Origin of the sequence: Leuconostoc aquikimchii (assembly GCF_040838325.1) — a bacterium.
Classification (GTDB): Bacteria; Bacillota; Bacilli; order Lactobacillales; family Lactobacillaceae; genus Leuconostoc; species Leuconostoc aquikimchii.
On record NZ_JBFPER010000001.1, the window covers coordinates 284186 to 307756 of the forward strand.

Sequence of the window (23571 nt, forward strand, 5' to 3'; positions counted from 1 at the left end):
TTAAAAAGTAAATAGTAAAATGCCGATATAATTATAAAATCATTAGAAAGAAAATAGTTGACAAGATCGCAATGATTTGAAATGAACAGTCATAATAATGTACAATGGAATAGACAAATAACTGCGGTAAAACCGCGTAATTAGGAGGAAACGTACCTACTATTAATGATAGTAGGTACGTCACACAACATGACTGAAGAAATTCGTGTCCGCTATGCACCATCACCAACGGGCCATTTACATATTGGTAATGCGCGTACAGCAATCTTTAACTGGCTTTTTGCGCGCCATTATAATGGCAAATTCATTATCCGCATTGAAGATACCGATACAGCGCGTAACATTGCCGATGGTGAGAAATCACAATTAGATAATTTAGCTTGGCTTGGGTTGGATTGGGATGAATCACCAGCAAACCCTGGTGAGTACGGACCTTATCGTCAATCAGAACGTAATGAACAAGGGCTATACCAACCATTTATTGACGAATTATTGGCTAAAGGATTGGCTTATAAGTCATATAAAACAACAGAAATAATCGCCGCTGAGCGTGAAGCGCAACAAGCAGCAAAGCAAGCACCCCACTATGTTTACGAGTATGAGGGATTAACTAACGACGAACGTGAAGCAAAGTATGCTGAATTTGAAGCGCAAGGTTTGAAACCAGTTGTTCGTTTCCGTGTGCCTGAAGAAAAAGTTTATGCGTGGGATGATATTGTTAAAGGGCATATTGAAATTGGTGCCAAAGAAGTTGGTGGTGACTGGGTTATTCAAAAAACTGACGGCATGCCAACTTACAACTTTGCAGTTGTTATCGATGATCATCTGATGAAGATTTCTCATGTATTACGTGGAGATGATCATGTATCAAACACACCAAAGCAAATCATGATCTTTGAGGCGCTAGGTTGGGATGTGCCAAAGTTTGGCCACATGGCATTGATTATCAACGGTGAGACAGGTAAAAAGTTATCAAAACGTGATGAGAACCTGTTACAATTCGTGGAACAATACCATGAATTAGGTTATCAACCACAAGCCATGGTGAACTTTATTGGTTTGCTTGGTTGGTCGCCAAAGGGTGAAGATGAGATTTTCTCACTTGAATCATTTAAACAGATGTTTGACGAAACGCGTTTATCAAAGGCTAACGCTAAATTTGACCAAAAGAAGTTGGAATGGATTAACAACCAATGGATGCGTCGTGATTTAGATCATGTCATGCCACAATTAATTCAAGAATTAGTCAACGCTAAGTTAGTTTCCGCGGCTGATGCAGAAACTAAAAAAGAATGGCTTGCTGAAGTGATTAAGGTTGCAGGTGTGGAAGGTATCTCTTATACACGTGAAGTTGTTGAATTGGTGCGTCAACCATTCTTTGAATTAGGAGATATGACTGATGAGATGGTTGATTACTTAACGTCAGACGATGGACGCAAAGTGTTTTCTGCATGGGAGTCAGCTTATACAGCGTTGCCAGAATCAGCAACCGCAGAAGATTATATGACTACGATTCGTGCGATTCAAAACACGCTTGAAATCAAGGGCCGCAATTTATGGAACCCAATCCGTATTGCGACAACGCATCAAATTCAAGGACCAAACTTGCCGGAAATGTTAGTTGTTATGGATAAGAAAACAATTTTAAGCACAATGGCTGCTGTTAAAGCAACGTATTTGAATTAATTAGTAATACTATGAAGTGCTATCTCATGAATTTAAATGAGATGGTGCTTTTTATGTTAAGCAAAGTTCACGACACGACTAATAGTTTGCAATATAATAAAGGTATAAACCTAAAAGTGATGTAGAAAGTGTGATAAAATGTATGCCATTGAAATGATTGATTATGGGGATGTTGATGTGTTGGTTGCCACGCAAACAGCTACAAAGCCGACGATTAAATCAACACAAGTGCTAGTCAAGCAGTACGCGACAGCGATTGATCCTTATGATGTGAAATTTAGACAGGGATTAATGGGGCAAGACATGGCAGCACCTTTGATTCCAGGGTCATCGGTTGCCGGAGAAATAGTTGCGCTCGGATCGGAAGTGACTGATTTTGCAATTGGAGATCGGGTGGCTGCTTCACCACATTTGAACAGTTACGCTGAATTTGTCGCTTTAGGTCGCAAAACTGTGGCTAAAATACCCGATAACGTGAGTTATGCACAGGCAGCTGCTCTAGCATTGGGTGGACAAACAGGTTATCAAGCAATCACTGAAAATTTGAATAGCCAGGCAGGCGAATCGGTATTAATATTAGGCGGTGCTGGCTCAGTTGGCTTGACTGCACTACAGATGGCTAAATTACGTGGTGCAAGTGACATTTATACGACAGCTGTTGGTGCGGGCGTGAATTTTCTGAAACACTTTGATTCAAATTTGCATGTGATTGATGCACATACAGAACAATTGGCTAAGATTATACCTGATGGTGTCGACGTCATTTTGGATACATTAGGTCATGACTCGCTTAAACAAGCGTTATCTATATTAAAACCAACAGGCCGTTTGGTTTCACTGGTTGGGGATGACGATGATGTGCGTGTCACGCATAGCTATTTAAAATCAAACGGGCGACAATTAAGCGACTTACTGCAATTGGCATCAGAGGATAAAATTAAGGTAATTATGTCAGATATTAAGCCGTTTAATGTTGAAAATTTGAAAAAATTTCAGATGTTAAAACATATTGTTGGTAAGCTGGTTTTAACGTTTGAATAGTTTTTAAAAGTATATGCTGAGGCATGTACTTTTATTTTGTAAGTGAAAGTGATTTGATTCACTTTTTCTTACAAAATAAAGCGTAAAACTGATTTGAAATGTTTACAAATCAGCTAAAAACGCGTATAATTAATTTGTAAATTAGTTCACATGAAAAAGGAGCATTATTATGAAAGCAGCAGTTGTACGTCAAACACCAGATGGTTACGTTGATTTAATTGATGACTGGACACCAAAGCCATTAGCATTTGGTGAAGCTTTAGTGGATATGGAATATGTTGGCTTGTGTCACACAGATTTGCACGTTGCCGGTGCAGATTTTGGCAATCCAAATGAAATTGGTCAACGTAATGGCCAGTTCCGTCGTGTTATTGGTCATGAAGGTGTTGGCCGTGTGTCAAAGCTTGCTGAAGGCGCTGGCGATTACTTAAAGATTGGGGATCGCGTATCAGTTGCTTGGTTCTATGATGCCTGTGGCGTATGTGATTATTGTGTTTCAGGGAATGAAACATTTTGCCGTAAAGTCCGTAACTCAGGTTATACAGTTGATGGTGCAATGTCACAACAAACTGTTGTCAACGCAAAATATGCCGTAAAAGTACCAGAAGGTTTAGATCCACTTGAAGCCACATCAATTACATGTGCTGGTGTAACCATGTATAAGTCACTTAAAGTTGGCGAAACTAAGCCTGGACAATGGGTATCAGTTCATGGTGCTGGTGGTCTGGGTAACTTGGCTGTGCAGTATGCGCACAATGTTTTCGGCGCACATGTTGCTGTTATTGATGGTAATGATGATAAGCTTGCCGCAGCTAAGGCAAACGGTGCTGAGGTTTTGATTAATCGTAAAAAAGTTGCCGATGTTGCTGCTGAGGTTCAAAAGGCAACTGGTGGTGTGCACAATGCGCAAGTGACTGCTGTCAACGCGGCAGCATTTAATCAAGCTGTGAATTCATTACGTCCAATGGGTAAGCTTGTTGCGGTTGCCTTACCACAAGGTGATATGGCTTTGAACATTGCAAAAACTGTATTAGATGGTATTGAGGTTCGCGGTTCACTAGTTGGCACACGTGCTGATTTGAAGGAAGCTTTCCAATTTGGTGCCGAGGGTAAAGTTAAACCGATTGTAGAAAAAGTCAACTTTACAGATATGAATGACGTGATTGATGAAATGAAGGCCGGCAGTATTACAGGTCGTAAAGTATTTGATTTAACAGCATTATAATTTAAACTAACGTTCAGAATTATCATTCTGAACGCTTTTTTGTGTCAATAAATTAATGATAAACCTAGTGATGGTCGTAGCGGTTAAGTCGTCCTTGTGTTAGAATTGGGTAACAGATGTATTGGAGGGAATGTATAAAAGCTTGTTAACATAATAGTCGACAGCAGATATACACTGACGAATCATGCCATATTTTACACAACAACTTTTTAATGGGCAACGCGATCGTATTTTGCGTGTTGTTGATGCAGCCAACGAAGGACAAGAAACGGCTGGGTTCATTCATATTTTTGATGAACGTCGCGCGTTTGATTTTGAGTATGCCTTGGAATTGACTGAAGGCAATATCACACAAGAAGTTTTTGATGAAGAAGGCGAAGCGAATAATACGTTTAGTGTTAACTTTATGCCACTGACTCATAGTGATCAAGAAGAAGTGCCAGATGCGGTTTTTGAAGCGTGGTCAGCACTAATTGGCCGTGATTATGCTTTGATGCCTCATGTGCATATTAATATGTACCAACAATCTTTAAAACAAGAAATTGAGCAGATTGACAAGGACACTTTTGAAGAACGTTTACTAGAATTAGTCACACGTATTTTGGGTTCTTCAGTCGTTGGTTTTGAAGAAAAGGCTTTAACGTTATTTCCAAGTTATCTCGTTCAAGAACAACAGGAACTGCAAGCGCAACAAGGACCTTCAACGCAAATTATCTTACCAGACTGATAAAAGTCTAAAATAATTTGACAAAAACTAAGGTTTGTCTTAAAATCAAAGCATGTTAATAATCGATGAAGCGAAGAGTAGGGATTGCGTGTCAATTTAGCGAGTTGGGGTAGTGTAAGCCAACGTGACATAAAATGTTGAAGATGAACGTGGATTGAAATAAGTGGTTAACGCTATTTATTCGTTTGGTACCGTTATATACCAAGAGGATTGCTGCCTAATAATGTGTTTGGTGGCAATTGAATTTGGGTGGTACCACGTAATTTACGTCCCTGTTAGTCATAGTGATTAACAGGGACTTTTTATTCAGTTAATACACAAATATATAAGATATCATAAGGAGAAAATAATGAATTATAAAAAGAAAAATACTTTTTCAGTACGTTCAGTTGTGGCAACTGGTATTGGCGCTGCGGTTTTCTTTGTGCTAATGAAATTTATTGCCATTCCAACCGGTGTGCCAAATACGACGATTAATGTGGCAGAAGGTTGGCTGGCTTTAATTGCCGGTTTGTTTGGCCCAATTGTTGGTCTGTTAGTTGGTTTTATTGGTCATACATTAAATGATGCCGTGACTTATGGTTCACCGTGGTGGTCTTGGGTAATAGCTGATGGCATTTTTGGCTTTTTACTTGGCCTTGGACGAAAGTATCTAGCTTTGGAATATGGCGACTTATCAACTAAAAAACTAATACAATTTAACATTTGGCAAGCAATTTCGAATGTTTTTGTGTGGTTTATTATCGCGCCAATTGGTGATATTTTGATTTACAAAGAGGCAGCGCAAAAAGTCTTTCTACAAGGCGCGGTTACAGCAGTAGTTAATACGTTGTCAGTTGCAATTATAGGAACATTATTGCTGGTTGCTTACGTTAAGTCACGACCAAAGAAGAGTAGTTTACGACGTGAATAATGATCACTAAGCAAGCGCTTGCTTGCGTACATAAATAAGTACAAGGGAATATTATGACAGTACCGTTAATTGATTTTCAGCATGTCACATTTAAATATCATGCACAGGCTGAGCCCACGTTGCACGATGTGAGCTTTCAGATTTATCCCGGTGAAAAAGTGCTGATTGCTGGCGCATCTGGTTCTGGCAAAACAACACTTTTACGTTTGCTTAATGGTTTAATTCCACAAGCCTATGCTGGCGATATTACGGGAAGCCTAACGCTAAATGGCAAAAATATTCGTGATCAAACACTGTTTGATTTATCTTTGCAAGCTGGGACAGTATTGCAAGATTCTGATGCACAGTTTGTCGGGTTGACAGTGGCAGAAGATATTGCTTTTGCACTTGAAAATGATAATCAGTCAGTATCTCATATTAAGGCAGAAGTCAGTAAGTGGGCAACGCGCTTTGGTCTAGGAGAACGCTTAGGTTTAGCGCCACAAGCATTATCTGGTGGTCAAAAGCAACGCACGGCGATGGCTGGTGTTTTGGTTGATGATGGTAAATTGTTGTTATTTGATGAGCCATTGGCTAGTTTAGATCCAGCTGCTGGCGTGGTTGCAATGGAAATGATTGACAAATTGCAAACGGCACGTGATTTGACGGTAGTTATTATTGAACACCGTATTGAAGAAGTGCTGAGCGCCCATGTTGATCGTGTGATTATTATGGCAAATGGCCGAATTGTAGCTAATGGTACGCCAACAGAAATTATTCAAGCTGGTATTTTACCAGAAAATGGGTTAGATGAACCTTTATATATTAAATTATTACGTCGCGCACAGGTTGACATAGCGTCATTGGCAAATGTGGCAGATGTTAAGCAGGTGGCTGTAGCTAACGACAAATCAGCTATTGAACAACTTAAAATACCGGTTAGAAAAGGGTTACATCAAACACCAAAGTTGATCATTAAAGATATCGACTTTAGTTATGATAAAAAGCAACATCTATTCAAAGGGTTTAATACGGTCATTCATCAAGGCGAAATTTTGGGTATTGTGGGTAAAAATGGGTCAGGGAAAACAACATTATCACATTTGCTAACAGGATTTTTGATGCCCGATGCAGGGGATATTTTGCTAGATGGCAAATCAGTTTTGCAACAATCAATTAAAGAACGTGCAGATGATATTGGGTACGTCCTCCAAAATCCAAACCATATGATAACCAAAGCAACTGTTTTTGAGGAAGTAGCTAGCGGATTAATATTACGTCATGTACCAACCGATGATGTCGAAACACGTACACGTAACGTTTTAAAATTAATTGATCTTGATAGTATGCGACATTGGCCGATATCTGCGCTTAGTTTCGGTCAAAAAAAGCGGTTAACAATTGCTGCGGTGTTAGTATTATCGCCGCAAATTTTGATTTTAGATGAGCCAACTGCCGGGCAGGATGCGACGCATACGGGCGAATTATTAAATTTCTTAGCGGCCATTAATAAGCAAGAAAAAACAACAATTGTTATCATTACACATGACATGCATTTACTAGTCAATTTTGTAGAACGTGCATTGGTGGTTGTAGATGGGCAATTGTTGGCAGATACGACACCGGCTGAATTATTAGCAGATGAAAAACTAGTCACGCAAGCAAGTTTACGTACAACAAGTATTTATCAATTAGCTGCGCGTTTGGGTATTTCAAATCCTGAAGAGTTAAATGCAGCAATTGTCAATAAATCAGTGTAACTTGAATATTTTGGAAGGAAAAAGTGTTGGCTAGTGTGTAGGGACAGTTGAACTTACAACACAGTGATATATTTTGGCACAAAAACTATGAATAATCTATTTGGATACAAGCAACGAGATACTTGGCTTAATCGTACAACTGGCACAGCAAAATTAGTTGGTTTTTTGGCGTTAAGTACAATGGGTATGATTTCCTATGATACGCGTTTTTTGTTAGCATTAGGCGTTTTAGCGATAGCTTTAATGCGAATGGCGCAAATTAAGTATCATGAATACGCCTTAATGTTGAAATTGGTGTTTGTTTTTGCAGTGATTAACTTGGTGATGGTGGCCGTGCTTGCGCCGCAATATGGCACGCAATTGTATGGAACCCATCACGTATTGTTTGGCAGTGGCTACTGGACCATCACACAAGAACAGTTGTTTTATGAGTTTAATTTACTGTTAAAATATTTCTTTTCATTACCCTTGGCTATTATTTTATTGTTTACGACCAATCCAAGTGAATTTGCTGCTGGTTTGAATAAAATTGGTGTCCCCTATAAAATAGCTTATTCGTTTGCTATTACTTTGCGGTATATTCCTGATGTTCAAAGTGACTATCATACAATTAGCTTGGCGCAACAAGCACGCGGGTATGAAATATCCAAAAAAGCATCACTATTAGCACGATCAAAAGGCGCTGTACAAATTATTTTGCCCTTAGTATTTACAAGCCTGAATCGCATTGAAACAATTAGTCAAGCAATGGAACTACGTCGTTTCGGTCGAGAAAAAACACGTTCTTGGTATCAAGAACAAGCTTTTTCAAAACGTGACATGCTTGTTTTTGTTGGTTCAATTATAATCATTATGGCAGGTGTCACCCTTTTAATCATCAATGGTGGGCGCTTGTATAATCCCTTTCAGTAACAAAAGTATTGGTCGGTCATATGAAAAAAACAGTATATCAATGGCAAGAAGAAGCAAAAAAGTATCAACAAGTATTGCAACGGGATTTGTTGCAATTTTTGGCCATTCCATCGGTCTTAGATACAAAAACAGCGACGTTTCAACAACCATTTGGGGTTGGTATTGAAACAGCGTTGCAATTTTTGTTTGATTTAGCGACTCGTGATGGCTTTACAGTCACCCGTGTGGCTGATAATATGGTCGTCGTCGTAGATTATGGCCCTAAAGAGGCAGTCGAGACGGTTGGTGTTTTGTCACATGTGGACGTTGTACCAGGTAATGCATCTGCTTGGCGGGTGACGTTACCCTTTAGCCCTAAAATTGTTGGCAATCGTCTCTATGGGCGTGGCACACATGACATGAAAGCTGACTTAATTACCAGTTACTATGCTTTATTGCAATTAAAGGATAATGACTTTTTACCAAAACGTCGCATTCGTTTGATATTTGGTAGTGATGAGGAGTCTGATTGGCGCGATATGAAAACCTACTTGGCACAAGTTGGTGAACCAACGTTAGGCTTTTCACCAGACGGGGCGTTTCCAGTAGTGCCAGGTGAAAAAGGCGTGCAGACGATTACGATTAAATTCCAAGGGAATACACAAGTAGATTCTAGCTGGCAGTTGCTTAAATTTGACGCTGGCGAACGTGATAATGTTGTGCCTGGTGTTGCAAAAGCGATAGTTCGTTTGCCAGATAACTATGATATTAATCAATTTTTAGCCATATATGAACAGTATTTAACAAAAACACCTTTAATCACTGGTATTGGTCAGTATGATGATGGCCATATTTTGTTGACTTTGTATGGTAAAGCGACCCATGGCGCTTATCCAGAAGATGGGTTAAATGCAGGCACTTATTTAGCACACTTTTTGAATCAGTTTGCATTTGAAGGGCAAGCCCATGCCTTTTTAGAATTTCTAGGTGATGATAATCATCAAAATGTGTTTGGCGAAAAGTTGGGCCTCGTATTTCATGATGCTATTATGGGTGATCTCACTATGAACATCGGGAAAATGTCGTACCTAAACGCGTCAGCTGGGGAAATACGCATTCAATTTCGTTTTCCAATCGGCATAACAGAAACGGCGATTTTAACGCAGGTTCAGCGACATATTGGCGGTTTAAATGCTAAAATTTTCAAGGAAACCCAATTTGGCAATCAACCACACATGGTTAATCTTAATGACCCTATTGTACAAACGTTAGAATCAGTTTACGCGCAACATACGCAAACGGAAAAAAACTATAAAATATCAAATGGTGGGTCATATGCACGGTTGTTAAAACGTGGTGTTGCTTTTGGTGGTCAGTTTCCAAATGTTGAGGTGATGAGTCATCAACCAGATGAGTATGTTTTATTAGATAATATGCCCAAAGCTCAGGCAATATTTGCACAGGCATTGTATGAATTGGCCAAGTAAATGATAGTTGTCATACAAAAAATGATGTAACAATTAGGGAGAAAAATATGCAACTACCAGAATTTAGACGCGCACTTGAACAAGCTTTACCAACGCAAATTGTTGAAAGTGTCTTAATGAAAGCTTATGCTTTCCAAGAAGAAAAAAATAATGCCCGTAAAGAACGTGCGCAATATGGTACCGTGAGACTTGAACGTAACGCGGACACTATGTGGGAAAATATTGTCTCCAATCTGCTTGTTAGTTTACAAGGCAAGAAAGATGCTGACATTTTAAAACAACTAGAAGAACCAGATTTCATTGACACAATTACAGACATGTTAGAAGAAGTTGAATTTAATACGGAATCGTAAGCGTCGAAAAGTTTTTAACCGTATTATTTAAAGACCAGATGGAAAATTCTGCGAAACACTTGAAATGTTAGGTGGTTTTGTAGTATCATTAATAATTGTGAGTATACAAAAGTATATCCACTCCTTGCAGCCAAGGCTGCCGGAGACCAAAAGGAGGAAATAAAACATGGCTACATCATACGAAATGACTTATATCGTTCGTCCTGACTTAGAATCAGATGCAAAGAAAGTGCTCGTTGAGCGTTTTGACAGCATTTTGACTGATAATGGCGCAACGATTACAAAGTCAGCTGACTGGGCAACTCGTCGTTTTGCATATGAAATTGCTGGATACCGCGAAGGCGTGTACCATATCATCAATTTCACTGCAGAAGACGATGCTGCTATCAACGAATTTGATCGTTTGGCTAAGATTTCGCAAGATATCTTACGTCACATGATTATTAAGCGCGACGCAGAATAATTCTGAAATTCCACTGGTGAAGGAGCTTTTATTATGATTAATCGAGTAGTATTGATTGGGCGATTGACCCGTGATGTGGAATTACGCTATACCCAATCGGGTACAGCTGTCGGCACGTTTAGTATGGCGGTTAATCGTCAGTTTACTAATCAAGCTGGTGAACGTGAGGCTGATTTTATTAACGCCGTGATTTGGCGAAAAGCAGCCGAAAACTTTGCAAACTTTACTGGGAAAGGCGCTTTAGTTGCCGTTGAAGGTCGTTTGCAAACAAGAAATTATGAAAATAACCAAGGACAACGTGTCTACGTTACTGAAGTTGTTGTTGATAATTTTTCATTGCTTGAATCACGTGCTGAAAGTGATAAAAGACGTGCTCAAAATGGCACGTCCGAACCATCATCTAACAATGGTGGTGGCTTCAGTGCGAGTGCGCCAAGTGATAATTCGTTTGGTGGCGTTGATCCGTTTGCGAGTGCGAACCAAAATTCAAACACGCAAGCAACTTCAACTGCGACAAATGAAGCAGCTAACCCATTTGCGGCTAGTGGCAAAACAGAAATTGATATATCAGATGATGATTTACCATTTTAAAAATATAAATAAAACGATATGAAAGGAGCTTTTAATCATGCCAGAACAAAACTCTCGTCCACAAAACTCAGAACGTCCACAACGCTCGCGTCGCCCACAAGGCGGTCCACGTCGTCGTCGTAAGGTTGACTTCATTGCAGCTAACCATATTGAGCACATTGACTACAAGAACACAGAATTGTTGGAACGCTTTATCTCAGAACGCGGTAAAATTTTGCCACGTCGTGTAACAGGTACTTCAGCAAAGAATCAACGTAAAGTTACGATCGCTATTAAACGCGCACGTATTATGGCTTTGTTGCCATTCGTTACGGAAGAATAATATCAAGTCTTCAAAAACTCAGGTAAATACCTGGGTTTTTTGTTTATTTAGGAAAACTGCAAATGTGGTAAAATAGAACGTATAATACATTTTAATATATCAGTATTAGAATGTGAGCATGATATATGAAAACATTGAGGTTACTTGTGAAAAAGTTATTTAATTTTAAAACACTCCCTATTTTTTTTCAAAATTCAAAATTAGGCACAGTGACATTACTATTACTTTTAGTAAGTGTCGTAAGTGTCATTTTTGCATTGTTAAGTAGTTGGGTCTTTGGTTTAATCTGGGTTATTGTGGTCGTTGTCGGTTTAGTTTATTCAGCACAGGCATTAAAGGAAGTCAATGAGAATGCCCAAGAGTATCTCTCTGGTTTAGGTTATCGTATTTCTCGTAGTGAGCAAGAAGCGCTCATACGTATGCCTATAGGAATCATTTTATTGAATGAGGCTGAAAAAATTGATTGGATCAATCCGTATATGCAAGCTTATTTGGATAAACGTGATGTCTTAGGTATGACGCTTGCTGATTTAGATTCGACATTAGCAACCAATGTTAAAAATTATTCAGATGCTAAAGAAACGAACACGATTACTTGGCAAGATAAACAATTCTCGCTTTATGTTCAGCAAAATTTGCGTGTCATCTATATGATGGATATTAGCGAATATGCTGCCATTGCAACTGAATATGAAAATCACCAGTTGTTTAGCGGACTAATTTCAGTTGATAACTATGAAGAAGTCACTGAGGGCATGAGTGAATCGGAAACGTCAACATTACGCACCTATGTGACTGGGGCATTGGGCGAGTGGGCAGCGGCACATCACATTTATCTGCGCCGTTTAAACACAGTTCATTATGTGATGTTTGGTTACCAAACATCCTTGCAAGAAGCTGAAAAAGATAAGTTTTCAATTTTGAAAGCTATCCGTGAAGCGACAGCGCAGCAAAATTCCCCCGTGACATTGTCCATGGGAATTGCTTATGGGGAACAAGATATTATTAACTTAGCTAAAATGGCACAAACCAATTTGGATTTGGCTTTAGGACGTGGTGGCGATCAAGTTGTTGTTAATTCGAATCAATCGGCGGCACGTTTTTACGGTGGCGCAACAAATCCAATGGAAAAGCGGACACGTGTCAGAGCAAGAATGATTTCGCAAACTGTTGCTGAATTAATGGAACAATCTGACAATGTTATGATTGTAGGACATGCAACACCAGATTTGGATGCCATTGGTGCTGGTCTGGGTATCTGGCGAATGGCACAAACAAAAAACAAAGCGGCATTTTTAATTGTCGATGAGAAAACGGTTTATAGTGATATTACGTCACTTCTGGCAGAGATTCGTAAAAATCCGCCTGATATTGTGGCACCAGGATCAAATATTAATGATTCAATTGTTGATGAATCACGTGCCTTAAAGTTGGTAAGGGACAACACGTTACTCATTTTGGTGGATCATGCCAGTGCTGCTATTACCAGTGCGCCGCATTTGTTGGAAAGGTTGACAAATCGCGTTGTCGTGATTGATCATCATCGTCTAGCTGAAAAAGGGTTGACGGAAAAGCCATTGTTAAGTTATGTTGAACCATATGCTTCGTCTACATCTGAATTAGTTGTTGAAATGTTGCAATATCAGGACCAAAGTCATGCACCAATCACTAAATTGGAAGCAACTGCTATGCTTGGTGGCATTCAAATTGACACGAAAAACTTCACCTTGCGTACAGGAACAAGAACATTTGATGCTGCTAGCTATTTACGTGCGAACGGGGCGGATAGTAATTTGATTCAGTCGTTTATGAAAGAAAAGTTTATAGACTTTAAAGCAAGAACGCACTTGATTAATTTAGCCGTGGTTCATACAGGTAGTGCCATTGTGACGGGTGAAAATAATGTCACTTATTCTGGTTTGCTCACAGCACAAGCTGCTGATGAACTTTTGCAAATAAGTGGTGTGGAGGCGTCATATGTTATTACTAAGCGCGTAGATGGTCGTGTGGGTATTTCTGCACGTTCCACTGGTCAACAAAATGTGCAACGTGTCATGGAAGCGATGGGTGGCGGTGGACACTTATCTAATGCCGCAACACAAATTCTAGATACAACCACAGAAGCAGTAACGGCAGAATTACAACATGTTTTGACAGAAAATGTTGATGAACAATAACTTATTTTAATAAGCATAGTTTGCAAGTAAGTAAGCATAAAATTGTTTACTAAAATAAATTTGGAGGATAATTATTATGAAAGTTGTATTTTTAGAAGATGTTAAAGGCCGTGGAAAAAAGGGCGAGATTAAAGAAGTACCGGATGGTTATGCGAATAATTTTTTGATTAAAAATAAAAAAGCCGAGCCAGCCACAGGCAAAAATTTAGGCGCTGTTAAGGGCCGTCAAAAAGCTGAAGACAAAGCAGCAGCGGAATCACTAGCAGCAGCGCAAGCATTAAAATCAAAAATTGAAGATGAAAATTTTGTTGTTGAATTAACAGGTAATTCAGGTGCTGATGGTCGTTTGTTTGGTGCTGTATCAACAAAACAAATTGTTACGGCATTGGCAGCTCAAAAGCAGCTCAAAGTTGATAAGCGAAAATTAGTGCTAAATCAACCGATTCATTCGCTGGGTTATACGGATGTGCCATTAAAGTTGCATCGTGAAGTGATGGCAAACTTACGTGTTCACGTTAGCGAGGGTTAAATATGGACAATCCTGGTTCATACGAATATAGGCAAGTACCTCAGGATGTTGATGCAGAACGTGCGGTGCTCGGTGCCATTTTCTTCGATGTTAAGTCGGATAATGCCATGGTTGAAGCTAATGCGATTATAGAATCCGATGATTTTTATAGGCAAGCACACCAAACTATTTTTAAAGCGATGCAGCAATTGATTGATGAACAACGCCCAATTGATATGTTGACATTACAAGACAAGCTTAATAGCATGCAACAACTTGATAATGTCGGCGGAATGGCATATTTAGCGGAAATATCTGAATCATCGGCATCTGCTGCTAACCTCAAACATTATGCCAATATTGTGCGTGAAAAATCAATTTTACGTCGCATGATTGACACACTAACAAGAAGTATGTCGTTAGCGTATGATAGTGCCGAACCGAGCGAAGATATTTTGGATACACTTAACCGTAATTTAGATGGTTTGGCTGAAAATCGTGGGGATGAAGATTTTCAAAAAATCAAAGATGTCTTGCAGGAATTTCAGTCTAATTTAGATAGTGCTGTTGATAATGATAATGATGTCGTTGGTTTAGCAACAGGTTATCCAGAGCTTGACAAATTAACACATGGTTTTCGAGAAGATCAAATGGTTGTACTTGGTGCACGTCCTGCTGTTGGTAAAACAGCATTTGTTTTGAATATTGCAAAAAATGTCGCAAAATCTGAGCAAGTACCGGTGGTTGTGTTTAGCTTGGAAATGGGCGCGGTTGATCTTGTGACACGATTAGTAGCTGCGGAAGGTGCTATTGACTCTAATCATTTAACAACAGGTCAAATGACACAAGAAGATTGGCAATCGTTGACATTAGCTATGCAATCTCTAGCTAACATGCAAATTTATCTGGATGACACGCCAGGCATTAAAATTAATCAAATTAGTGCAAAGTTACGTAAACTAGAAAAAGAAATTGTGAATGATATGACATCAGATCAACGTGTTAATAATCCGCATCCGATAGGTATGGTGATTATTGACTATCTTGGTTTGATAGAATCAAATAACAAAGAAAGTCGCCAGCAGGCAGTGTCAGAAATCTCGCGTTCAATTAAAAAACTTGCAAAAGAGCTTCACACACCTATTTTGGCATTGGCACAGTTGAGTCGTGGCGTTGAACAGCGAAATGATAAACGGCCAGTACTATCTGATTTACGTGAATCGGGTTCTATTGAACAGGATGCCGATATTGTGGCCTTTTTATACCGAGACGATTATTATCGTAATGAGGGCAGCGATGAGGGTGGCAATGATGATCCGCAGGATGAAGAAGAAGCTGTACCCATTGAAATTATTTTAGAAAAAAATCGTGCAGGGGCACGTGGCACAGCAACGTTAATGTTTAATAAACCAACGTTTAAATTTAGTCCAATGGCACCATTGTTTCGTGATGATCCTAACGCGGGCCCTAATTGGTAGTGTTTGTTGGCAACAAAAAAGTGAGATATTATCTCACTTTTTTTGTATGGTAATGGTTAGTATATTAAAACAAACGCGGCATGTAATCAGTTGCAAATTCAATAACTGACGTAACAATAATAACGATAAGATAGAAAGGTGTGCCATACCAAAAGTTAATCCAATCAGCTTTGGACAGGTTAAAACCTAGGATGAAGCTTGGTAGAAAAAAGATAATAACTGAGATTTGCCATAAAGAATCGTAAGTGATTTTAGTGAGCGCATAAAAAACTAAGGTTAAGACAAGGATAGGTGCTAAACCAATAAAAACATTGCCTAAACGTTGATAAAAACTTTTAGGGTTGTAGGTATGATTGACATAACCTAAGACGCCGTCATCACTTATTTGCCATAATTTGAAGTTAACGATTTTGTGGTTAAATATTAATGCGACCAATAAATGACTTAATTCATGAATGACAACACCTAAAAATCCAAGCACAGCAACTATTTTATAAGATGAGTGACGAATTGCCCATTGTGTCGAGAATTGCGACATCAGACTAATAAAGTAGGCGCCGATAACAGGCACAATAAACCACCAGATAATATGAGAAATCAAGATATCAATCATGTTCTAATAAATCTACAAAAGGTGCCGCAATCAACTGTGCAACGTCGTTTGGTTTGATTTTGTCTGAACGGCCAAGCTCACCACCACTGACTAAAAAGTAGTCGGCCTTGGCCGCAGTTTCATCAATGTAAATCGGGAAGTGCTTATTCTGCCAAATACCTATTGGATTGTTAGCACCGTGGACATAACCAGTTGTTTTTTGCAGATCCTTAAGTGATAACATGGCCGCTTTTTTGTTACCAGAAACCGCTGCTAACTTTTTCAGTGACAAATGTTTTGTAATAGGCAGAACGGCCACTATTGGTCCAGTTCTATCTCCTGTTGCGGCCAATGTTTTATAAATATCATCGTGTTTGATATGAAATGTATCAAGAATTAGGTCGCGTTCTGTTTCAGACTTATCCAAAATATTGAGTACCAATGGTTCGTATGTCACACCGTGTTTATCCATTATTTGTTCGGGAAGTGTTTTTTTAATTTTTTTCTTTGCCATAATAAGTTTATTTTACCATAAATTGGCGTACCCAATGCAGTTACTGGTCAGACCAATATATGGTATACTATTTTACATGATGTCAGAAGCAATTTATGTAACCGTGCAAGCGGATTTAAAACAAAAAATTTACCAAGGTGAGTTTCCAAATTTAAAATTACCTGATGAACGTTCATTGGCTGAACAATATAGTGTATCGCGGTCATCAATCAAGCGTGCACTTAATGTTTTGGTGCAACAAGGGGTTATTTTTAAAAAGCGTGGGAGTGGTACTTTTGTCAACCCGCTTTATTTGAAGAATAATGCTATTTTTCAGCATGAAGGTTCAAATTTGGGGGTATCAGATTCATTTCGTGTCGGCGGTCAAGCGCCAAGTATTGAATTACTTGATTTTCAAGTCGTTCCGGCGACACCTGAGCAACAGCAAGCGCTGTTTTTAAATGATGGTGATTTTGTTTATGAAATTAAGCGATTACGTCGGTTGGCAGGGGTACCATTTATGATTGAACGTGGTTATGTACCAATTGCAGTTGTGCCAGGTTTGAATAAAGAAATCGTTTCGGGATCAGTCTACGAATACATTGAAAAAACGAAACATCGCGCGGTGACAAAATCATTTATGACAATTATGGCCGAACCATCAACGCCGGAAGATCAGTTGTTGTTGGAACTTAAAACTAATGAACCGGTAGGCATCATGGAGGGCATCTTTTTCATGGATGATGGCACGCCGTTAGAATTTTCAACGATGCGGTTGCACTACAAATATTTACGATATAATGCATTTGTCAGCCTTGAAGCTGAATGAAAAAAGTCACGCGCCGTATAGTGACTTTTTTTATTCAGCAATATTATCGCTGATAGTATATTATAATTATTCGGAATTGGGCCGTACCAATACCGGTATATAGCCAACCAAAAATAAAAAAGCCCTCAACCAATTCAAGCTTTTCACTTGAACAAAAAATGATAATCAGTTATACTGTAAGAGTAAATGTCGGAGAAAAGTTCGCGGTTTACGATTCTCTCAAAAAATAAGGAGTATTAAATCTCATGGTAGATTTTAATTCAAAAGAGTACTTGGGACTCGTTGATAAGTGGTGGCGTGCTACCAACTATTTGTCAGCAGGGATGATCTTCTTGAAGAGCAACCCATTATTCTCAGTTACGAACACACCAATTGAGGCCGAAGACGTTAAAGTTAAGCCTATTGGTCACTGGGGAACAATTTCAGGACAAACATTCTTGTATGCTCATGCTAATCGCTTGATCAACAAGTATGACTTGAATATGTTTTATATCGGTGGTCCTGGACACGGTGGCCAAGTTATGGTTACTAACGCCTATTTGGACGGTGAATATACTGAAGATTACCCAGAAATCACACAAGATTTGGAAGGTATGAGTCGTTTGTTCAAGCGTTTCTCATTCCCTGGTGGAATCGGATCGCACATGACAGCTCAAACACCTGGTTCATTGCACGAAGGTGGCGAATTAGGTTATTCATTATCACACGCATTCGGTGCAGTTTTGGATAATCCAGAACAAATCGCATTTGCTGTTGTTGGTGATGGTGAAGCTGAAACAGGTCCATCAATGACTTCATGGCACTCAACAAAGTTCTTGTCAGCCAAGAACGATGGTGCTGTATTGCCAATTTTGGATTTGAACGGATTTAAAATTTCAAACCCTACTATTTTTTCACGTATGAGTCATGAAGAAATTACAAAGTTCTTTGAAGGTTTGGGATACTCACCACGATTTATTGAAAATGATGATATTCATGATTACGCAGCATATCACGAATTAGCTGCTAATGTCTTTGATCAAGCAATTGAAGACATCCAAGCTATCCAAAAGGATGCGCGTGAAAATGGTAAATATGAAGACGGTACAATCCCTGCATGGCCTGTAATTATTGCACGCTTGCCAAAGGGTTGGGGTGGACCAACGCATGATGAAAAAGGCAACCCAATTGAAAACTCATTCCGTGCGCACCAAGTGCCATTAAACTTGGAGCAAAACGATTTGTCAACATTGAAGCAATTCGAAGAATGGATGACTTCATATAAGCCTGAAGAATTATTTAATGTGGATGGTTCATTGAAAGATGAATTGAAAGCTATTATTCCTGCGGGGGACAAGCGTATGTCAGCTAACCCTATTGCGAATGGTGGCCGTGCACGTGGTGCCAAGGCACAAGATTTGACTTTGCCTGACTGGCGTCAATTCACCAACGAGATTACTAACGAAAATCGTGGACATGAATTGCCAAAGACAACGCAAAATATGGATATGACGACACTTTCAAATTATTTGGAAGAAGTAATGAAGTTGAACCCAACATCATTCCGTGTCTTTGGTCCTGATGAAACAATGTCGAACCGTTTGTGGAGTCTCTTTAACACAACTAACCGTCAATGGATGGAAGAAGTTAAGGAACCAAACGATCAGTATGTTGGTCCTGAAGGCCGTATTATTGATTCGCAATTGTCAGAACATCAAGCAGAAGGTTGGTTAGAAGGTTATACATTAACTGGCCGTGTTGGTATCTTTGCATCATACGAATCATTCTTGCGTGTTGTGGATACAATGATCACGCAACACTTCAAGTGGTTGCGTCATGCATCAGAACAATCATGGCGTAATGATTACCCATCATTGAATTTGATTGCAACATCAACTGCTTTCCAACAAGATCATAATGGTTATACACACCAAGATCCAGGTCTATTGACGCATTTGGCTGAAAAGAAGTCTAACTTCATTCGTGAATATTTGCCAGCTGATGGAAACTCATTGTTGGCTGTTCAAGCACGTGCCTTCTCAGAACGTCATAAGGTTAACTTGTTGATTGCTTCAAAGCAACCACGTCAACAATGGTTTACTGCCGATGAAGCTGATGTATTGGCTAATGAAGGTTTGAAGATCATTGATTGGGCTTCTACTGCACCTTCTGGTGATGTTGATATTACATTTGCATCTTCTGGTACAGAACCTACTATTGAGACTTTGGCTGGATTATGGTTGATTAACCAAGCTTTCCCAGAAGTTAAGTTCCGTTATGTTAACGTTGTTGAATTACTACGTTTGCAAAAGAAGTCAGAACCTAATATGAACGATGAGCGTGAATTATCAGCTGAAGAATTCAACAAGTATTTCCAAGCTGACAAGCCAGTTATCTTTGGTTTCCATGCTTATGAAAACTTGATAGAATCATTCTTCTTTGAACGTAAGTTCAAGGGTGATGTATATGTTCATGGTTATCGTGAAGATGGTGACATCACAACAACTTATGATATGCGTGTTTATTCAAAGTTGGATCGTTTCCACCAAGCTAAAGAAGCTGCTGAAATTTTGTCAGCTAATGGTACGATTGATCAAGCAGCTGCTGATACTTTCATTGCTAAGATGGATGAAACATTGGCAAAGCACTTCGAAGTTACTCGTAACGAAGGTCGCGATATTGCAGAATTTACTGATTGGAACTGGTCAGCTTTAAAGTAATTTAATTTTATTAAAGACCGCCATGATTTAATTAAGCGAATTAAGTGTTGTATACTTAGTTCGCTTTTTTGTGCACTTGTGGGTAAAATAGAGGTAACTGAACAAATATAAAAGGCTAGTATATGACAAGTGTTGGCAAAGGATCTTTTAAATGAGTGATAATCGGGCTGATAAATTAGGAGAATTATGGGATGTTTATGATGGAAAAGATAAATTAACAGGCCGCACACATCGTCGAGGAGACAAATTAAACGTTGGGGATTATCATTTAGTAGTCAATGCGTTAATCTTTAATATACAAGGAAATATTTTACTGCAACAGCGTTCGTTTCAAAAAATAACTTACCCAGGTATGTGGACATCAGCTACGGGTGGTTCGGCGTTAATGGGTGAAACAAGTCAATTGGCAATCATTCGTGAGTTGCGTGAAGAATTAAATCTAACTGTGACGAGGAATCAACTACAATTTGTAAAAAAATGTCGATATGTTGATTGGATCGAAGATTGGTATGCCGTGTGTATTGATGAACCGTTAGTCAATATGACACGCCAAGTATCTGAAGTAGCAGCTATAAGATGGGCAACATTGTCTGAAGTCGTTCAAATGAAACGTGATAATGGTTTTAATGATGACCATATCTTTATGCAAGCAAAATCAAAATTGTTCGATAGTGGTAACTGATCTAAAATGTCAACTTCATGCTTGAGATTTGAAAAATATTATGTTTTGAAAGCGCGTTCTTTGTTATAATATAATTATGTTCTGCGATAAGTCAGTTGTCATAAGTAATTAATTTTGTTTAATGAAGGGAAATATAATTGTCCACCAAGTTTATTTTTTAAAATAAATGCAAATGACATTATAAAAGATGTGTTAAAATATGTCGAAAATTAAAATTGTTTCAATTGATATTGATGGTACATTGCTCAATGATAGACGAGAAATAACACCAGAAGTCAAATCGCGTATCCAACAAGCTCTAGCAAATGGTGTTAAAATAGTCATTACAACAGGTCGACCTTTACCAGGTGTGCGTGATATTTTGTCAGAATTGGGTATTAATGGCGATGATCAGTACGTCATTACCTATAATGGCGGGCTCGTTCAGACAGCTAGTGGTAAAAAAACACTTTTTCGTCAGCCCTTGTCAGTAGAAGCATTCCAAAAAGTGAATGCGTTTATGACAGCTCAAAATACTTATGTGCAAGTTGAAACACAAGATGCGGCGTATACTACGCATCACAGGATCCATCCTTGGGCCAGTTTCGAAAATAGTTTGGTGAATTTGCCACTATTTGTTTTAGATACTGAAGTGGCTTTAGAGAAAGTCGAATTTATTAAAGCAATTGCCAACGCTGAAAGTGATGAATTAGACGCAGTGCAAGCTGTAGTGCCTGATGAAATAAAAGATAGTGTTAATGTTATTCGTTCTACGGCGAATAACTTAGAATTTATTGATCAGCATGCATCAAAGGGCCATGCATTATTAGCGTTGGCTGATGTATTGGGCGTTGCACAAGCTGATACGATGGCCATTGGGGATCAAGCAAATGATTATTCAATGATTGCGCAGGCTGGCATTGGTGTAGCCATGGGCAATGCCATTGCAGATGTCAAACATATTGCAAATGCTCAAACGGCAACAAACAATGAATCAGGTGTTGCGCAAGCAATTGAAAAATTTGTCTTAAGCGAGTAAATACATGGCTTAGGTACGATAAAGAACTAGACAATATAGAAAAATGCGGAGGTCGCAAAATGAATGTATTATTATCTGGAGAAGTGACAGAATTAGTTGGCGAACCACTAAAAATTGGTGACACACTACCACATTTTAAATTAGAAGATGAGAATGGTGCCAAAGTTAAGACAGCTGATTTGGTTGGTAAGTTAACTTTAATCTCTGTTGTACCTGATTTAAATACAGGTACTTGTTCTTTACAGACACGTCACTTTAATCAAGCCGTTGATCAATTTCAAGACGTACAATTTTTAACAGTTTCAACAAATTCAGTTGCAGAGCAACGTGACTGGTGTGCAGCTGAAGGGGTACACAATTTGCGTATGTTGTCAGATGAACAAGAGTCATTTGGTTACGCAACAAAGCTCTACATACCTTCTCAAGGTGTTGACACACGTTCGGTTTATATTGTAGATGCACAAGGCGTTGTACGTTATGCACAAATCGTACCAGAAGTGTCAGAGGAACCAGATTATGATGACGCATTAAAAGCGTTACAGACACTCTCTGCTTAAGTGTTTGGTGGTTAGTTAAAATTTCAGAAAAAATATTAATGTTTCTAAAATAAATATGAATGAATATAAAATTCTTGGAGCCAGACATGCCAGAACCTAAATTGAAACTTTTTTCTTTAAGCTCAAATGAACCACTTGCAAAAAAAATTGCTGAATCAGTTGGCGTACCGTTAAGCGAGATATCTGTGAAACGATTTGCCGACGGTGAAGTACAAATTAACATTGAAGAAAGTATTCGTGGAGATAATGTTTTTGTTATCCAATCAACTTCCGCACCGGTCAATGATAATCTTATGGAACTCCTGATTATGATTGACGCGTTACGTCGTGCCTCTGCTAATCAAATTAATGTTGTTTTGCCATACTATGGTTATGCACGACAAGATCGTAAGGCGCGCTCACGCGAGCCTATTACTGCAAAGCTCGTCGCGAACATGTTAGAACGAGCGGGCACGACACGCGTTCTTGCTTTAGATTTACATGCTGCACAAATCCAAGGATTTTTTGATATTCCAATGGATCATTTGCAAGCAGCACCTTTGTTAGCTGATTACTTAATTGAATCAGGCATTGCCAATAAACAAAATGCAGTGATTGTTTCACCCGACCATGGTGGTATGACACGTGCGCGTAACTTGAATAACATGTTGGAATTAGAATCACCAGTTGCGGTGATTGATAAGCGCCGACCAAAGCCTAATGTAGCTGAAATAGGCAGTATTGTTGGTGATGTGCAAGGTAAAACAGCTATTATGATTGATGACATGATTGATACTGCTGGTACCATTACACAAGGTGCACAATTAATCATGGCACATGGAGCTAAAGAAGTTTATGTAGTCGCCTCACATGCGGTCTTTTCCGGACCGGCGATTGAGCGTTTGCAAAACTCGGTTTTCACAAAAGTTATATTAACTGATTCTATTAATTTACCAGACGAGAAAAAATTTGATAAACTAGAAATTGTGTCAGTTGGAGAATTGATAGGTGAAGCCATTCGACGTGTGAACAATAATGAAGCGATTTCGTCATTGTTTAAGAATCGTTTTCATCGGCGATCACATTGATGTATAACGTAAGCATTGATATTGTCTTAAAAA

Annotated in this window: 23 protein-coding genes; 21 read left to right on the plus strand and 2 right to left on the minus strand. The window is 38.9% G+C overall.

What is annotated here, in order from left to right; translation table 11 throughout:
- Window positions 1-189: 189 nt before the first annotated feature.
- From gltX to dnaB, 15 genes are all read left to right on the plus strand, one after another.
- A complete protein-coding gene (gene gltX / locus AB3K24_RS01450) occupies window positions 190-1686 on the plus strand; it encodes a glutamate--tRNA ligase (RefSeq protein WP_367973460.1) in 1497 nt (498 codons plus the stop codon).
- A 138-nt stretch (window positions 1687-1824) separates the two neighbouring features.
- Window positions 1825-2727, plus strand: coding sequence for an NADP-dependent oxidoreductase (locus tag AB3K24_RS01455; protein ID WP_367973461.1), 903 nt, complete (start codon window positions 1825-1827; stop codon window positions 2725-2727).
- A gap of 169 nt (window positions 2728-2896) precedes the next feature.
- On the plus strand, window positions 2897-3952 hold the full coding sequence (gene adhP, locus AB3K24_RS01460; RefSeq protein WP_367973462.1) for an alcohol dehydrogenase AdhP: 1056 nt from the start codon (window positions 2897-2899) through the stop codon (window positions 3950-3952).
- Window positions 3953-4136: 184 nt separating this feature from the next.
- Window positions 4137-4679 carry a hypothetical protein gene (locus AB3K24_RS01465; RefSeq protein ID WP_367973463.1) on the plus strand — a complete coding sequence of 181 codons (543 nt, stop codon included), beginning with the start codon at window positions 4137-4139 and terminating at the stop codon, window positions 4677-4679.
- Between the two features lie 349 nt (window positions 4680-5028).
- On the plus strand, window positions 5029-5592 hold the full coding sequence (locus tag AB3K24_RS01470; protein ID WP_367973464.1) for an ECF-type riboflavin transporter substrate-binding protein: 564 nt from the start codon (window positions 5029-5031) through the stop codon (window positions 5590-5592).
- A 53-nt stretch (window positions 5593-5645) separates the two neighbouring features.
- The gene (locus AB3K24_RS01475) at window positions 5646-7331 is read left to right on the plus strand and encodes an ABC transporter ATP-binding protein (protein WP_367973465.1); all 1686 of its coding nucleotides are present in this window, start codon (window positions 5646-5648) and stop codon (window positions 7329-7331) included.
- Between the two features lie 87 nt (window positions 7332-7418).
- Window positions 7419-8243, plus strand: a complete 825-nt coding sequence (locus AB3K24_RS01480; RefSeq protein WP_367973466.1) for an energy-coupling factor transporter transmembrane component T family protein — start codon at window positions 7419-7421, stop codon at window positions 8241-8243.
- Between the two features lie 20 nt (window positions 8244-8263).
- Entirely contained in the window at window positions 8264-9709 is a 1446-nt protein-coding gene (gene pepV, locus AB3K24_RS01485) for a dipeptidase PepV (protein WP_367973467.1), read from the plus strand.
- A gap of 47 nt (window positions 9710-9756) precedes the next feature.
- Entirely contained in the window at window positions 9757-10062 is a 306-nt protein-coding gene (locus AB3K24_RS01490; RefSeq protein ID WP_367973468.1) for a hypothetical protein, read from the plus strand.
- Between the two features lie 166 nt (window positions 10063-10228).
- Entirely contained in the window at window positions 10229-10525 is a 297-nt protein-coding gene (gene rpsF, locus AB3K24_RS01495) for a 30S ribosomal protein S6 (RefSeq protein WP_367973469.1), read from the plus strand.
- Between the two features lie 33 nt (window positions 10526-10558).
- Window positions 10559-11116, plus strand: a complete 558-nt coding sequence (gene ssb / locus AB3K24_RS01500) for a single-stranded DNA-binding protein (RefSeq protein ID WP_367973470.1) — start codon at window positions 10559-10561, stop codon at window positions 11114-11116.
- A gap of 37 nt (window positions 11117-11153) precedes the next feature.
- Window positions 11154-11438 (plus strand): 30S ribosomal protein S18, encoded by a 285-nt coding sequence (gene rpsR, locus AB3K24_RS01505; RefSeq protein WP_367973471.1) that lies wholly within the window; start codon window positions 11154-11156, stop codon window positions 11436-11438.
- 146 nt (window positions 11439-11584) lie between these two features.
- Window positions 11585-13615 carry a DHH family phosphoesterase gene (locus AB3K24_RS01510; protein ID WP_367975526.1) on the plus strand — a complete coding sequence of 677 codons (2031 nt, stop codon included), beginning with the start codon at window positions 11585-11587 and terminating at the stop codon, window positions 13613-13615.
- 76 nt (window positions 13616-13691) lie between these two features.
- Entirely contained in the window at window positions 13692-14144 is a 453-nt protein-coding gene (gene rplI / locus AB3K24_RS01515) for a 50S ribosomal protein L9 (RefSeq protein ID WP_367973472.1), read from the plus strand.
- Window positions 14145-14146: 2 nt separating this feature from the next.
- Window positions 14147-15601 carry a replicative DNA helicase gene (gene dnaB / locus AB3K24_RS01520; protein ID WP_367973473.1) on the plus strand — a complete coding sequence of 485 codons (1455 nt, stop codon included), beginning with the start codon at window positions 14147-14149 and terminating at the stop codon, window positions 15599-15601.
- Between the two features lie 64 nt (window positions 15602-15665).
- On the opposite strand, the gene AB3K24_RS01525 is transcribed toward dnaB, so the two are convergent.
- A complete protein-coding gene (locus AB3K24_RS01525; RefSeq protein ID WP_367973474.1) occupies window positions 15666-16214 on the minus strand; it encodes a metalloprotease family protein in 549 nt (182 codons plus the stop codon).
- On the minus strand, window positions 16207-16707 hold the full coding sequence (locus AB3K24_RS01530) for an aminoacyl-tRNA deacylase (RefSeq protein WP_367973475.1): 501 nt from the start codon (window positions 16705-16707) through the stop codon (window positions 16207-16209). The genes AB3K24_RS01525 and AB3K24_RS01530 overlap by 8 nt, the downstream gene beginning before the upstream one ends.
- 79 nt (window positions 16708-16786) lie before the next feature.
- Between AB3K24_RS01530 and AB3K24_RS01535 the strand changes: the two genes are divergently transcribed.
- The 6 genes from AB3K24_RS01535 (at window position 16787) to AB3K24_RS01560 (ending at window position 23538) form a co-directional block, all read left to right on the plus strand.
- On the plus strand, window positions 16787-17515 hold the full coding sequence (locus tag AB3K24_RS01535; protein ID WP_367975528.1) for a GntR family transcriptional regulator: 729 nt from the start codon (window positions 16787-16789) through the stop codon (window positions 17513-17515).
- A gap of 245 nt (window positions 17516-17760) precedes the next feature.
- Complete coding sequence (locus tag AB3K24_RS01540; protein WP_367973476.1) at window positions 17761-20214, plus strand: phosphoketolase family protein; 2454 nt, start codon at window positions 17761-17763, stop codon at window positions 20212-20214.
- 151 nt (window positions 20215-20365) lie between these two features.
- A complete protein-coding gene (locus tag AB3K24_RS01545) occupies window positions 20366-20896 on the plus strand; it encodes an NUDIX hydrolase (protein WP_367973477.1) in 531 nt (176 codons plus the stop codon).
- A gap of 199 nt (window positions 20897-21095) precedes the next feature.
- Complete coding sequence (locus AB3K24_RS01550) at window positions 21096-21914, plus strand: Cof-type HAD-IIB family hydrolase (RefSeq protein ID WP_367973478.1); 819 nt, start codon at window positions 21096-21098, stop codon at window positions 21912-21914.
- A gap of 59 nt (window positions 21915-21973) precedes the next feature.
- Complete coding sequence (gene tpx, locus AB3K24_RS01555) at window positions 21974-22471, plus strand: thiol peroxidase (RefSeq protein WP_367973479.1); 498 nt, start codon at window positions 21974-21976, stop codon at window positions 22469-22471.
- 86 nt (window positions 22472-22557) lie between these two features.
- Window positions 22558-23538 (plus strand): ribose-phosphate diphosphokinase, encoded by a 981-nt coding sequence (locus AB3K24_RS01560; protein ID WP_367973480.1) that lies wholly within the window; start codon window positions 22558-22560, stop codon window positions 23536-23538.
- Window positions 23539-23571: the final 33 nt, after the last annotated feature.

Excerpts from the sequence above, each read along its gene's own strand:
- gltX (WP_367973460.1), top strand. The coding sequence starts at position 190 with ATGACTGAAGAAATTCGTGTCCGCTATGCACCATCACCAACGGGCCAT.
- AB3K24_RS01455 (WP_367973461.1), top strand. The coding sequence starts at position 1,825 with ATGTATGCCATTGAAATGATTGATTATGGGGATGTTGATGTGTTGGTT.
- adhP (WP_367973462.1), top strand. The coding sequence starts at position 2,897 with ATGAAAGCAGCAGTTGTACGTCAAACACCAGATGGTTACGTTGATTTA.
- AB3K24_RS01465 (WP_367973463.1), top strand. The coding sequence starts at position 4,137 with ATGCCATATTTTACACAACAACTTTTTAATGGGCAACGCGATCGTATT.
- AB3K24_RS01470 (WP_367973464.1), top strand. The coding sequence starts at position 5,029 with ATGAATTATAAAAAGAAAAATACTTTTTCAGTACGTTCAGTTGTGGCA.
- AB3K24_RS01475 (WP_367973465.1), top strand. The coding sequence starts at position 5,646 with ATGACAGTACCGTTAATTGATTTTCAGCATGTCACATTTAAATATCAT.
- AB3K24_RS01480 (WP_367973466.1), top strand. The coding sequence starts at position 7,419 with ATGAATAATCTATTTGGATACAAGCAACGAGATACTTGGCTTAATCGT.
- pepV (WP_367973467.1), top strand. The coding sequence starts at position 8,264 with ATGAAAAAAACAGTATATCAATGGCAAGAAGAAGCAAAAAAGTATCAA.
- AB3K24_RS01490 (WP_367973468.1), top strand. The coding sequence starts at position 9,757 with ATGCAACTACCAGAATTTAGACGCGCACTTGAACAAGCTTTACCAACG.
- rpsF (WP_367973469.1), top strand. The coding sequence starts at position 10,229 with ATGGCTACATCATACGAAATGACTTATATCGTTCGTCCTGACTTAGAA.
- ssb (WP_367973470.1), top strand. The coding sequence starts at position 10,559 with ATGATTAATCGAGTAGTATTGATTGGGCGATTGACCCGTGATGTGGAA.
- rpsR (WP_367973471.1), top strand. The coding sequence starts at position 11,154 with ATGCCAGAACAAAACTCTCGTCCACAAAACTCAGAACGTCCACAACGC.
- rplI (WP_367973472.1), top strand. The coding sequence starts at position 13,692 with ATGAAAGTTGTATTTTTAGAAGATGTTAAAGGCCGTGGAAAAAAGGGC.
- dnaB (WP_367973473.1), top strand. The coding sequence starts at position 14,147 with ATGGACAATCCTGGTTCATACGAATATAGGCAAGTACCTCAGGATGTT.
- AB3K24_RS01525 (WP_367973474.1), bottom strand. The coding sequence starts at position 16,214 with ATGATTGATATCTTGATTTCTCATATTATCTGGTGGTTTATTGTGCCT.
- AB3K24_RS01530 (WP_367973475.1), bottom strand. The coding sequence starts at position 16,707 with ATGGCAAAGAAAAAAATTAAAAAAACACTTCCCGAACAAATAATGGAT.
- AB3K24_RS01535 (WP_367975528.1), top strand. The coding sequence starts at position 16,787 with ATGTCAGAAGCAATTTATGTAACCGTGCAAGCGGATTTAAAACAAAAA.
- AB3K24_RS01540 (WP_367973476.1), top strand. The coding sequence starts at position 17,761 with ATGGTAGATTTTAATTCAAAAGAGTACTTGGGACTCGTTGATAAGTGG.
- AB3K24_RS01545 (WP_367973477.1), top strand. The coding sequence starts at position 20,366 with ATGAGTGATAATCGGGCTGATAAATTAGGAGAATTATGGGATGTTTAT.
- AB3K24_RS01550 (WP_367973478.1), top strand. The coding sequence starts at position 21,096 with ATGTCGAAAATTAAAATTGTTTCAATTGATATTGATGGTACATTGCTC.
- tpx (WP_367973479.1), top strand. The coding sequence starts at position 21,974 with ATGAATGTATTATTATCTGGAGAAGTGACAGAATTAGTTGGCGAACCA.
- AB3K24_RS01560 (WP_367973480.1), top strand. The coding sequence starts at position 22,558 with ATGCCAGAACCTAAATTGAAACTTTTTTCTTTAAGCTCAAATGAACCA.